The following is a 13,229-nucleotide window of genomic DNA, read 5'->3' on the forward strand; positions in this document are numbered from 1 at the left end:
AAAATAGTTGTTAAGGTTAATGTGTAAACGTATTACAAGTATACCATAATGATGGTAATATGTTTTAAAGGTTGCGTTAAAAAAATTAAAAATAAGCTTTGAGCTGAACAGTTCCTGTGTGAATGGTTTTACTTGTTTCTGTTTTTCTTCCGAAGTAATTCAGATTTAAATCTAAAAACTTGGTCAGTTTTTTTTGAGCTAACAGGGTCCAGGTAAAATTATTTCCTGGTTGTAAACCTTCTAATATCTGATAGGATACAGGTGTATTGGCGTTTCCTGTGAAATCATTTTTAAAGAAATTCACTTCACCAGTGAGCGCTATTTTATTTGCATTATTATAGGTGAATGACAATCCGTAATTATTTTGTAGCAATTGCTCCATCTCGCCTATTGTATTATCTTTTGACGTGTACTGATAAAATATATCAAAACGTGCATTTTCGTTAAAAATATATGAGAGTTTAGGCTGAAATCTAATTTCATCTAGTTTAAAATTTCGTGTTGGAAAATTTTCACTGGTGCTTTCATTAATATCCAAACTAGACTGTAAATTGATCAACCAACTCTTTGCAAATTTATGATTGAATTGTAACTGATGACTATGCAAAGTATTCTCTTGAAAGCCTATAGATAATGTAGTTCTATTGGTATTTGATAGAAACGTGTAAGATGTGGTGTAGTTCTGTTTCCCTCGATTAAAAAATAAGACATTTCTAATACTATTATTCAATGCTAGCTGATTCTCTTCCTCAGAAGAGAAGGGATTAAGATTAAAGTCATTTCCAACTCTTCTGTTTTTTCTATCTACTAAAAGTGAGGTCTGATTGTAAAAATGCGACAAGAATTTTCTGAATTTATTTTCGGAAGTTGACCATTGTTTAGGATTAATAGTCAAAGTCTGACTAAATCTATTTTGGTGTGTTTTTACAAATACCTGATTAGGTAACAACACTCTAATATAACTCCCTTGATCTGCAAATTGGGCGACTTCAAACTCATTCAATTCTTGTATCCCATTCTCATTGTAATCAATCCAAGTGTATGCACCTTGACCAGGTTCTACCTCAACATAGGTAAAATCCTGTTGAGGCAAGGTTCCGGAGTTGGTTTCAAAAACGGTGTTCCAAAGTACAAGGTTATTCCAGAGTTTTTGATTATAATTCAATCTAGAATTTAAAGAGTTCTCATCAGCTACAGTTTCATCTTCACTTTTTAAAGTTCGGTAGTTGGCATAAACCCCTAAATTAGTTTTAGTGTTTTGAATAATCATCGACTTTAAATAGTAGGTATTAGACCTATTGACACGCTTCACTTGATTATTACGTAAACTATCATTCACTCTGTATTTATAACCAACCTCAACAAAAACACCTGTGCTATCTCCATAACCTGTAAAGGCTTCGTAGGAATTAAATCGCTGACTCAAATTAGTTAACAAATCTGTATCTCTCTCACGTTGTTCACTATCTTCCAAAGCAATTTTAGCACCAACCCATTGTTTTTTAAAATTATAGGTCACCCGATTAAAAGAACGGACAAACGTGGAGGTTGATACGCTACTGGTATTATTCAAGACACTAGAATTCGAAAAGATATTAAATTTATTAAGCTGAAGATTTGCCAGCATATTATGACGATTTCCGTTGAAATTTTCAGAGTAATTCAAATGCTCAAACTTATAAGAGGCTGTACCTTTTTTTGAATGTAATAGATCTACTCCAGAAGCAAATAGAATTTGATTTCCCAATGGATCATCCAGATTCCAATCCCGATTAAACTCGGCTCTATATAAACGCTGAATGGTTTTAAAATTCTTATTAATGATGTCTGTGTCTACATAGGCATTTAAATTCCAGAGACTATCGGTTTTGATTAGGCTTTGATTAACACGAAGTTTAGCAGCAAAACCATCATTATTTCCATCATCAAGACTTGAAAACAGGTTGAGATCATTTTTACTTCCAGCCAATTCAAAATAAACATCTGTTTTGTCTGATGGCGTATAGCTTCCATTAAGAACAGCCACCTGTAATTTCTCTGGTGGAATTAATCGCACTATAGGCTCATAATTTCCTTGAGGCACACCATTTAGAGGTTCTACATATTCATAAATATTCTCAACTGCATTACTATTGATAAGTACATAATTTCCCAGGTTAGCTCCAACAAGTGTAAATCGAACACTAAACAATTCGTCATCTGGATTATTAGAGAACACAAATATATCAACACCATTAACAACATCTTTCCGATATAAAATTCGGTTATCATCAAAAGCCTGAGCCACATCAGAAGGTGCAACCATCAAGGATTGATCATCTCCTGCATTAGATAGAATCTCTACCTGCTCTGAAGATAGATTTTGCTGTAAAGGTTGATTTTTAGCATCTGCTTCGGAATAGACCGAAACCCCTAATTTTAATTTTTCAGATTCATAAGCACCACCTCCAAAAACCGTAAAACGAGAAAAATTTCGATCACTAAACTGATAGTCTACAGTAATTCTCATTTCCGAAGTAATAGGATAGGTAGAATTAAAAATAATCTCTCCAGCGTTATAATCGATGATATAATCTTTATTTTCACCACGTTCTATAGGAATTCCATTAACGTAAACTGTTTCACTTCCAGAAACAATTAGTACAAATAACTCATTGTTTGGTCCAGTAAGCTTGTAAGGTCCTTGATTACCTTCCTGAGCAATAAACCGACTTGTAGTAAACTGTCCTCTAACCAAAGCTCCAGAAGCAAATAAATTAGTTTGAGATTCCTCACCATCAAGATTAGCGCTTACTTGTAGACCTTGAACACGTTTGGTGAAATTAGCAAAATAACTATTGGTATTGGTCAGGTCAATATCACCTGCTCTTATATTCCAATTATCACTAAACAGCTCTATAAATACCTGATCAAACTCGTCCAGACGTTGAGAATACCCACTTTCCTGTAGTGGAATATTTGCATCTTGAATAGATGCTCTAAGTGACACTTTATCACTTAATTTCCCCGAAATTTGTAAATCCAATTCACTATTTAAAACCGAGTTTTGATTATTACCAAGGGTTACACCTCTTGAGATACTTCCGGAAGTACTCAAGCCATCAAATGGTTTAAAAGTTTTGTCAAGTGTGGATTGATTAAGCTTATAAAGACGTTGTAAGTTGTCGGTGTTTTCTACAATGATCTTATCGTCTAGTTGGAAATATTTCCGTGTTAAAAAATCGGGATATCGCAAATAGCTCACTTCAACAGAATCAAGAGCTATAGGTTTTTTGAAGGTCAACAGGGCTTTTGAAAAATCGACTTTATAGTAAGACGAATCGATAGTTGTTTTATCTTTTCGTTTTAGAATAAAAAAACTGGAATTGATACTCACTGTATCTATTTTGATAGCATCTCTAACTGCTACGGTTTTAGTTTTATAATTAGAGCTATCCTCTTGCGCATAGGCACAAAAAGACATCATAAAACAAATAAGTGAAATAGCAATTTTCATTCCTTATATAAACTTCTAAAGACAGAAATTATTTTATGGTTAAAATGCCCTTAAAATAATAGTGTAAAAGTACCATATTATTTAAATTAGCTGAAATCTTAACTATTCAGAATGAAAATCATCTCATACAACGTAAATGGTATTCGAGCTGCCATGAATAAAGGCTTTATCGATTGGCTTCAAAGTGCTGATCCTGACGTGATTTGTTTACAGGAAATCAAAGCTATGAAAGAGCAAGTGGATATTGAAGCCATAGAAAATGCTGGTTACAACTATCATTATTGGTTTAGTGCTCAAAAAAAAGGATACAGTGGTGTTGCTATTTTAAGCAAGACAGAACCAGACCATGTAGAATATGGAACTGGAATAGAATCTATGGATTTTGAAGGTCGCAATCTAAGAGTAGATTTTAACGGACTCTCCATTATGAGTATGTATTTACCTTCGGGAACTAATGATGCTAGATTAGCGCACAAGTTTGAATACATGGATCTCATTCATGAGTATTTAAATAACTTACGACAAGACAAACCGAATTTAGTTGTCCTTGGCGATTATAATATTTGTCATGAACCTATTGATATCCACAATCCAAAAATGAAAGGTGTTTCTGGGTTTTTACCTGAAGAACGTGAATGGCTTGGCAATTTTATCAATAGCGGGTTTATAGATTCATTCAGATATTTACATCCTGAAAAACAAGAATACAGCTGGTGGAGCTATAGAGCCAATGCCAGAGCAAATAATAAAGGATGGCGTTTAGATTACGGCATGGTAAGTGAGCCATTACAAGAAAACATTAAACGTAGCGTTATTCTCTCGGAAGCGGTCCACAGTGATCATTGTCCGATCTTAGTAGAAATTGAATAGTAATTATAATAACAACCTGTCCACTATAAATTAACTAAAGGTGGAACTTAACCTAAACAATATGATTAAAAAATTGTCATTAATAGCACTTAGCTTAGTATTAACAACTTCTTGTGTTTCCAAAAAAATATATACAGATCTGGAAGATAAGTATGCCAATTTAAAAAAGGAAAACCGCAAACTTGCTGATCAAAATCAAGATCTCGAAACAGCTTTAAATACAGCTGAAAATGATCTGGCGAGATTACAAAAAGAGTATGATACCACTGTAGCCCAACGCAACAAATTACAGAGTGATTATGATGCTACGAAGTCTAATTTAGACAATTTAAAAGCCTCTTATGACGCATTAGAAAAAAACAGTAGTGCTTCAATTGCAGAAAACTCAAAGAAAAACAGAGAGTTGTTAGCTCAGCTGGAAGCTAAAGAGCAAGCACTAGCTGCGGAGAATGCACGACTTGAAAAACTTAAAAAAGAACTGGAAGCCAGATCACAACGTGTTGCTGAATTAGAAAATGTAATTGCCTCTAAAGATGCAGCCATGACCAAACTTAAAAATGCCATCTCAAAAGCACTGACCAACTTTGAAGGCAAAGGATTAACTGTAGAACAACGTAATGGAAAAGTATATGTATCTATGGAAAATAAACTCCTTTTCCAATCTGGAAGTTGGGCTGTTGGCACACAAGGAAAGCAAGCTGTAAAACAACTTGGTGATGTCTTAGCCGATAATCCTGAAATTGCAATCTTGATTGAGGGCCACACAGATAATGTACCTTACAAAGGTAATGCACAATTAAGTGGGAACTGGGATCTATCTGCAAAGCGTGCTACTGCTATAGTTAATATCCTAAGAGAGAACGAATCTATTAATCCAGAAAATTTAACTGCAGCAGGCCGAGGAGAATTTGCACCAATTGCAAGTAATGATACTGCCGAAGGTAAAGCCCAAAACCGTCGAATAGAAGTGATTCTAACACCAAAACTAGATGAGATTTCTAAATTATTAAATGATATATAAATCTGCTATTTCAGACAGTAAAGGAGATTATGAGATTTCTCGACTGCGCTCGAAATGACATAGTCAAAAATGAAGTCTCAATTGTCAAACTGAAAAGATGTCACACTGAGCGCAGTCGAAGTGTAGATAAAAACTCACATTTCGAAAGTAAAAACCTTAACATAGTTTTAGATGGTTCTGCTTAATAAAAACAGAACCATCTTCTTATCTTTGCACTTTTGTAATATTAAACCACACTCATGAGATATACCACCTTACCAAAAACCGATATAAAAGTCAGTAAAATATGTTTAGGAACCATGACTTGGGGAAATCAAAACACCCAAGACGAAGGCTTTGCTCAAATGGATATGGCGTTGGATAAAGGCGTCAATTTTTTTGATGTTGCCGAATTATATCCAGTTCCTGCTACTGCAGAGACTTATGCTGAAACCGAACGCATTATTGGTAATTGGTTTGAAAAAACAGGCAATAGAGATAAGGTTGTATTGGCTACAAAAATTGCTGGCACAGGTGATTACACAGCTCATATTAGAACTACAGGGTTTAGTAAAGATGCGCTTAATGAAGCTGTGAATAATAGTTTAAAGCGACTTAAGACCGATTATATAGATTTATATCAGTTGCATTGGCCAGAGCGCCAAACGAACACTTTTGGCGTAAGAGATTATCATCATAATCCTAATGATCCATGGACAGATAACTTTAATGAGATCTTACACAATCTCGATGAGATCATCAAGTCTGGAAAAATACGTCAAGTAGGTATTTCTAATGAAAAAGCTTGGGGAACGATGCGTTACTTAGAAGAATCTAATGCACACGATTTACCTCGAATGATTACTATTCAGAATGCATATTCACTGCTCAACAGAGTCTTTGAAGGCGATATGGCTGAAGTCGCTATTCGTGAAGAGATAGGTTTATTAGCCTATTCGCCAATGGCATTTGGTGTATTATCAGGTAAATATATTAAAGGTACAGAAGGTGATAATGCGCGATTAAAGCTCTTCCCAAGATTTGCAAGATACAGTAGCGAACAATCCACAGAAGCTACAAAGCGCTATCTAAAAATTGCTGAAGACCATGGTATGACCTTAGCTCAAATGTCGTTAGCCTTTGTAACCGACAGGCCCTTTATGACTAGTAATATCATTGGAGCCACCTCTTTAAAGCAATTGGAAGAAAATATTGACAGTATAGATATTCAGTTAAGTGATGAAATCTTAAAAGCGATCAACGAAGTACATGCGGTGATTCCTAATCCTGCGCCTTAAAATGATTCCCTGAATATATTTAAATGAATTTAGTTTGGTATTATATAGATTATATTCTATATTAGAGCTGCACTAAATTAAGCATCATGGACACACCAATTATAATCTATCTACTATTACAAGAACCTGATTCATATCATATGGATGTTGAAATGTCGTCAGGAATGAAATTTATGGCTGCTTGGTCTATATTATATATAATACTAATAATAGCCTTTATTATCGGTATTATACTATTGTATTTCAGAGTTATGAAATACTTTAAATTAAAGAACCAACTCATGCAAAGAGAACTTAATAACAAATAGTGCTTAAAAACCATTCTCCTTATAATTATTCATAAAATGGTAAGAAATCTTGGATGTATATCTGAGATTTTTTTTGCTTTATATATTCGAACGTGATTGATTATTAGTTAAATTCTAATGCTTTTCTACTTATAGAATAACTTTAAAACTCACAAAATCAATCTGATAATTGTTTTTGTGTAGAATATTTTCTATATTTGATTATGTAGAATATTTTCTATATACACTAATTGATCAATTATATTCACTGAACACTAACTTAAATCATGTAACACAATGAGACATATTTTTAAAACGGCATTCCTTTTCTTTGGAATGTTTAGCATCTTATATTCTTGTCAGAATAATGACGAGATCATTCAAGAACAAAACAGATATAAAGTACCTAGTATTGATAAGGCACGACAGCATGTCAATGAACACATCGACCTCTCATCATTTGGATCTAATCCCCAATTTAGGACCTCAAGCAATGCATTACAAACCGATTGGGAGAATTCTAAAGCCAAAACCTATAAGGATCAACCAGAGGAAAATTTAGACATTCTCTATACACCTATCTATTTACCAACGTCTGGTCATGCCAAAGGTTTTATTGGTTCTGTAGAGATTAATGGAGACATGCACTCTAAAATTTTTGTACTTCTTTATACTGAAAGTGATAACAGAATGGCATTTTCGGGAGTGATGCTCATTTATGGATTAGATGGTCAAATTGAATACTCCTATAGATATGAAGACGGGCAACAAGTGGCCAGCGGACTACCAGGCTTGACAAATACGAATCTCAATAGAACTGATGGTAATGGTGACTGTGAATCTCCATTTGATAGTGTCGGTTGTCTCATAGAATGGATTGGTGGTGATTGGTTTGGTCTTTCTGGATATATACAAAATGATACTGTAGAAATTACAGCAGGCGATTCTAGTACTGGAGGTTATATCATAGACACAGACCTTGGGAATCCAAGTATTAATATTCCGCCTTTAGAAGGATCTCCATCGGGAAGTAGCACAGCTATAGGTAGTCCATGGTGGTTGGAAAATACAGTAACGCCTAACGGACTTTCGATAGCTTTAGCTTTAGAGATAGAAAACATGGCGCTTCCAGAAGCACAATGGCTACTTAATGAAGCTAATGCAGAACAGCTTCAGTCTATTGCCGATTTTCTAAATGATAATCGTACCATCAATAGAGATGATACACCAGAAGGCTTTGACGATACTAGCGTAGATCAAAACCAAATGACTGAAATTTCGCAGGAGGCTTTGGATTTGGCGTTGGATATGATTAACTTTATGATGGAGCATCCATCAGCTGTTTTTGAACCTGATAATAATCCCAATGATGATTATATGAGCTTTAGTAATTTTAATGAATTTGAAGTTTTTCATGACAATTTATTCAGTACAATAAATACTACAACCACCTTTGAAGAAGCAGGTACAATAAGAGTTGACAGACATGTTATGGACGGCCCAGATTTTTTTGATGCAGATCTAGTAAGTGTAGTTCGAGCATTTATACCTGACGACAACAATCAATATGAGTGTTTGAATATAATTAGCGGAAACAGTTATATACAAGGAAACGAGACCTTTTTAAGTTGGACACAAATATCAAATCCTGATCCAAATCACCCTGAAGGAATTGATGTTCAAATTTATGAAGATTACGATAGAATAATAATTAAAATAAAAGGAAAATTTAAGGCAGGCATACAACTTGATATATTGAATGGTTTATTTAGTTTTTCTGAATCTGCAGAAATAAGTCTGCATTACAATTATTCTTCAGGTGAGTTTTTAGAAAATTATAGTACTTGGTATCCATTAGATTATTAGAGTTTATGAAAATATTAAAAGCATTTCTTTTATTTATATTATTTATTTCATGCAGGAGCTATTCTCCTTATTCAAGTAATTCCAATAGGAAACAAAACTTGAAAACCATTAAAAGTTACTTAAAAATTAATATAGCAGAGATTGATTTTCTTCAAAAAAACGATTCAATTTCATTCGATATAGGAAAATCTATTAACAAAAAAGTCAAGCCAAAATTAATAAATAGGAGATTAGACTCTTTAATTTCAGACGCCTATTCGAAAGAGGTGTTCTTAGTTATTTCACGATTTGACAGAGAATTTCCAAATAAGGAGCCTATAGAATATGATAAAAATGTTAATAGGAATTCTTTAAAAGCTAAAAATATTGATGAAGCCATTAAGCTAATCAAAAACATGGACAGTATAATTGCAGCCAATGTAAGAATGAAAGCGAAAGACACCATCATTAAGAAGAAAAACAAACCTTAATTTCATAAACTGTTTTAAAACAAAACCCCCTTTCCACATTAAGTGAAAAGGGGGTTTTAGATATTATTTGATTTCCTTACCATTTTTGTCATAAAAATGGTATTCAAGATAAGTGTAAGCATCTCTAGGTAAAACTTTTACCCATTTTTTGTGTTCTAAAAACCATTTAGAACGTACCGATGGAAACCCTTTGGTTAGAAAGGCTGCTATAAATGGATGCGCGTTTAAGGTTATCTTTTTATAGTCTTTTTTGAAAAGCCTCTCAAGATCTTGAGTGATGTTTTGAATCACTTTAATTGGTGCTTCAATTTCTCCTCCTTCTCCTAAGTTTGGATTTTCTTCTTTTGTTTTAATGTTGCGTTCTGGGCGAACACGTTGTCTGGTAATTTGTATCAAACCAAACTTACTAGGTGGCAAAATCTTGTGCTTTGCCTTATCATCTTTCATTTCGTCACGAAGATGATTGTACAATTTTTTTCGATTCTCTGCTCGTCCCATATCAATAAAATCTACAACGATAATCCCTCCCATATCACGTAAACGTAACTGACGAGCAATTTCTGAAGCAGAAATTAAATTGACTTCCAGAGCAGTGTCTTCTTGATTTTTTTCTTTGTTAGATCTATTCCCACTATTAACATCAATAACATGCATCGCTTCGGTATGTTCTATTACCAAATAGGCTCCTTTTGCCATGGAGACTGTGCGACCAAATGAGGTTTTAATTTGACGTTCAATACCATATTTTTCGTAAACTGGTACGCCATTTTTATAAAACTTGACTATTGATTCTTTTTTGGGAGCGATTTCTTGGACATAATCTTTGATTTGTCCGTAAAGCACTTCGTCATCTACTGTAATACTTGTGAATGAATCGTCAAAAATATCTCTCAAAATAGAAGAAGCTTTGTTCATTTCACTCAACACTTTACTAGGATGATGTGCTTTGTTTAATTTTTTACACATTGCTGTCCATCTATTCAGCAAGTTTTGTAAATCTTTGTCGAGTTCGGCAACTTTTTTGCCTTCTGCAACTGTACGAATTATAACGCCAAATCCTTTAGGTGTGATACTCTTTACCAATCGCTTTAAGCGATCTTTTTCTTCTTTGGATTCAATTTTTTGAGAAATTGAAATCCGATCAGAAAATGGTACTAAGACAATATAACGACCAGCAATGGACAACTCACTACTAATGCGAGGCCCTTTGGTTGAAATGGGTTCTTTTACAATTTGTACTAATAGAGATTGATTTGATTTTAAAGCGTTAGCAATGCTTCCGTTTTTATCAATATCTTTCTCAAACTGAAAATTTTTCAGTAAAAAATCGGTATGTCTACCTGTGCTTACACGTTTAACGAATTTTAAAAGTGAAGGCAATTTTGGTCCTAAATCATGATAATGCAAAAACGCATCTTTCTCATAGCCTACATTAACAAATGCAGCATTTAGACCAGGAACAGCTTTTCGTATTTTGGCAATAAATATATCACCAACCGAGAAGTTGTTATCATCTTCATCTTTGTGTAATTCGATAAGTTTTCCATCTTTTAATAAGGCAAAATCAACAATATCAGAACTCGATCTTATAATCAATTCTTTTTCCATGTTGTTAATTTTAATCCATCCCGATTCATTTCGAGATAGATGGATAATACTTTTTTTGACACAGGATATTTAATCCAGTAAATTCATGTATTACGCAGGTAAAACGTAATAAACTCATGAATTTTATATCAAAGAACGTTGTTTTTAAAATTAAGAAAAGTAGTTAAAAAACTACTTTTCTTAATTTATTTCTTTTTGTGACGATTAGCGCGTCTACGTTTTTTACGCTTATGCGTCGCTACCTTGTGTCTTTTTCTTTTTTTACCACTTGGCATAAAATAAGTCTTTTTAAATTAATATTTGTTTTAATGTTTTAGTTTACTTCAACGTTAGTCTTAACACCTTCAACAAATACTTTAGCAGGTTTAAATGCAGGTATGTTGTGAGCAGGTATCTTAATTGTCGTGTTTTTTGAAATGTTACGTCCAGTTTTTTCTGCTCTAGTTTTTACAATAAAACTTCCGAAACCTCTAAGGTATACATTATCTCCTCCTTCTAAAGATGATTTAACTTCTTCCATGAATGTTTCTACTGTTGCTTGAACATCTCCTTTTTCAATTCCTAATTTATCAGAAATTTTAGCTACTATATCAGCTTTTGTCATTGTTATTAATTTTTAGGGTTATCTATTAATTATAAGGGATGCAAATATAGGTAATTTAATTTCAATATTTCAAGCGTAATTAATTAAAATTTAACCTAGTAAAGATTTATTTTTGCATAGATTAATTATTTTAAATGAAATTTACGGAAATTTTAACATATTGGTACTCAGACAATAAGCGATCTTTACCATGGCGAACAACCAAGAATCCATATTATATTTGGTTGTCTGAAATAATTATGCAACAAACCCAAATTAAGCAAGGTTTACCATATTATGAAGCTTTTGTAAATAAATTCCCCACTGTTTTTGATTTAGCAAATGCCGAAGAACAAGACGTTTTAAAGCTCTGGCAAGGCTTAGGTTACTATTCCAGAGCCCGAAATTTACACGCTTCAGCAAAATACATAGCTAGAGAACTTAATGGTATATTTCCTAACACATACAAAGAGATTATAAAACTTAAAGGTGTTGGTGATTATACAGCCAGTGCTATAGCCTCTATTTGTTTCGATGAACCAACAGCTGTAGTTGATGGTAACGTTTACAGAGTTCTGTCTCGTTATTTTGGAATTGATACTCCTATTAACTCTACTCAAGGCATAAAAGAATTCAAAGCACTTGCAACAACGCTAATCGATACTTCAAACCCTGGAGATTACAATCAAGCCGTTATGGAATTTGGTGCCACCCAATGCAAACCTAAAAACCCATACTGTATTGTTTGTCCGTTAAAAGATAGTTGTGTCGCAGTTCAAAAAGGGAAGATTGATGTATTACCTGTGAAATTGAAGAAAACTAAAGTCACTAAAAAGCACTTCAACTTTTTGGTGCTCATTTCCGCAGATAAAAAAACTATTTTTGAACAACGAACCTCAAAAGGCATTTGGCAAAATCTATATCAATTTCCTTTGATTGAAACCGAAAAAGAATTACTTGCTGATAGTTTTAAAGCACACCCAAAAGTCAGTTCCTTTTTTAAAAAGATGAAATTTGAATTCAGCCTTTACAATACCTCAGAATTAGTCCATAAGCTATCACACCAACATTTATACACTAAATTTTGGATTGTCCAAGTCAACGAATTACCAAAACTTGGGATTCCAATTTCAGAAATAAAAACCTACCCTACTCCTATTTTGATTGGAAATTTTATTGATGAGTTTGGAGCTTCATTTTAGATAACTGATAAATTTTTCATACTTTTAATACAGTGATTTCAAAATGTTTAATTTTGTAATTCAAAACAACAATAACTATGTCAGGAACATTAAATAAAGTAATGCTAATTGGGCATTTGGGAGATGAAGTAAAGATGCATTATTTTGATGGTGGAAATTGTGTTGGGCGATTCCCATTAGCAACCAATGAAACCTATACCAACAAACAAACCAATGAACGAGTCACCAATACCGAATGGCACAATATTGTGGTGCGTAACAAGGCTGCTGAGATTTGTGAGAAGTACTTATCTAAAGGTGATAAAGTGTATATTGAAGGTCGGTTAAAAACCAGAAAATGGCAAGACGATAAAGGAGCTGATCGCTATTCGACAGAAATACAGTGTACAGATTTTACATTTTTGTCAACTAAAAATGAGAATCAAGGTGGAAATACTGCAGCTGTAAGCCCTCAACCAACCTCTCAACATACAGCTAATAATTCGGTTTCTGAACCCACAACAGAAGACAATGATGATCTTCCGTTTTAATACATTAAACTAAATTTAA

Annotated in this window: 11 protein-coding genes; 8 read left to right on the forward strand and 3 right to left on the reverse strand. The window is 33.5% G+C overall.

Translation table 11 applies throughout. The features are described from left to right. Positions 1-85: 85 nt before the first annotated feature. The gene (locus tag Q0951_RS12985) at positions 86-3,496 is read right to left on the reverse strand and encodes a hypothetical protein (RefSeq protein ID WP_299337506.1); all 3,411 of its coding nucleotides are present in this window, start codon (positions 3,494-3,496) and stop codon (positions 86-88) included. Between the two features lie 111 nt (positions 3,497-3,607). Between Q0951_RS12985 and Q0951_RS12990 the strand changes: the two genes are divergently transcribed. From Q0951_RS12990 to Q0951_RS13015, 6 genes are all read left to right on the forward strand, one after another. Beyond that, the gene (locus tag Q0951_RS12990) at positions 3,608-4,366 is read left to right on the forward strand and encodes an exodeoxyribonuclease III (protein WP_299337509.1); all 759 of its coding nucleotides are present in this window, start codon (positions 3,608-3,610) and stop codon (positions 4,364-4,366) included. A gap of 61 nt (positions 4,367-4,427) precedes the next feature. Then, positions 4,428-5,387 (forward strand): OmpA family protein, encoded by a 960-nt coding sequence (locus tag Q0951_RS12995; protein ID WP_299337511.1) that lies wholly within the window; start codon positions 4,428-4,430, stop codon positions 5,385-5,387. Positions 5,388-5,626: 239 nt separating this feature from the next. Beyond that, a complete protein-coding gene (locus Q0951_RS13000; RefSeq protein WP_299337513.1) occupies positions 5,627-6,664 on the forward strand; it encodes an aldo/keto reductase in 1,038 nt (345 codons plus the stop codon). 86 nt (positions 6,665-6,750) lie between these two features. Then, positions 6,751-6,972: a hypothetical protein gene (locus Q0951_RS13005; RefSeq protein WP_299337516.1), complete on the forward strand. Its 222-nt coding sequence runs from the start codon at positions 6,751-6,753 to the stop codon at positions 6,970-6,972. Positions 6,973-7,248: 276 nt separating this feature from the next. Beyond that, positions 7,249-8,817: a hypothetical protein gene (locus Q0951_RS13010; RefSeq protein WP_299337519.1), complete on the forward strand. Its 1,569-nt coding sequence runs from the start codon at positions 7,249-7,251 to the stop codon at positions 8,815-8,817. 98 nt (positions 8,818-8,915) lie between these two features. Further along, positions 8,916-9,287 carry a hypothetical protein gene (locus Q0951_RS13015; RefSeq protein ID WP_299337522.1) on the forward strand — a complete coding sequence of 124 codons (372 nt, stop codon included), beginning with the start codon at positions 8,916-8,918 and terminating at the stop codon, positions 9,285-9,287. 63 nt (positions 9,288-9,350) lie between these two features. On the opposite strand, the gene Q0951_RS13020 is transcribed toward Q0951_RS13015, so the two are convergent. Beyond that, the gene (locus Q0951_RS13020; RefSeq protein ID WP_299337523.1) at positions 9,351-10,895 is read right to left on the reverse strand and encodes a ribonuclease E/G; all 1,545 of its coding nucleotides are present in this window, start codon (positions 10,893-10,895) and stop codon (positions 9,351-9,353) included. Between the two features lie 313 nt (positions 10,896-11,208). Next, positions 11,209-11,499, reverse strand: coding sequence for an HU family DNA-binding protein (locus tag Q0951_RS13025; protein WP_028870804.1), 291 nt, complete (start codon positions 11,497-11,499; stop codon positions 11,209-11,211). Positions 11,500-11,633: 134 nt separating this feature from the next. Between Q0951_RS13025 and mutY the strand changes: the two genes are divergently transcribed. Together mutY and Q0951_RS13035 are read left to right on the forward strand one after the other, a co-directional pair. Continuing rightward, on the forward strand, positions 11,634-12,680 hold the full coding sequence (mutY, locus tag Q0951_RS13030) for an A/G-specific adenine glycosylase (RefSeq protein ID WP_299337525.1): 1,047 nt from the start codon (positions 11,634-11,636) through the stop codon (positions 12,678-12,680). A gap of 77 nt (positions 12,681-12,757) precedes the next feature. Continuing rightward, on the forward strand, positions 12,758-13,210 hold the full coding sequence (locus Q0951_RS13035; RefSeq protein WP_299337527.1) for a single-stranded DNA-binding protein: 453 nt from the start codon (positions 12,758-12,760) through the stop codon (positions 13,208-13,210). Positions 13,211-13,229 lie beyond the last annotated feature (19 nt).

The organism is uncultured Psychroserpens sp., from assembly GCF_947501425.1.
GTDB lineage: Bacteria > Bacteroidota > Bacteroidia > Flavobacteriales > Flavobacteriaceae > Psychroserpens.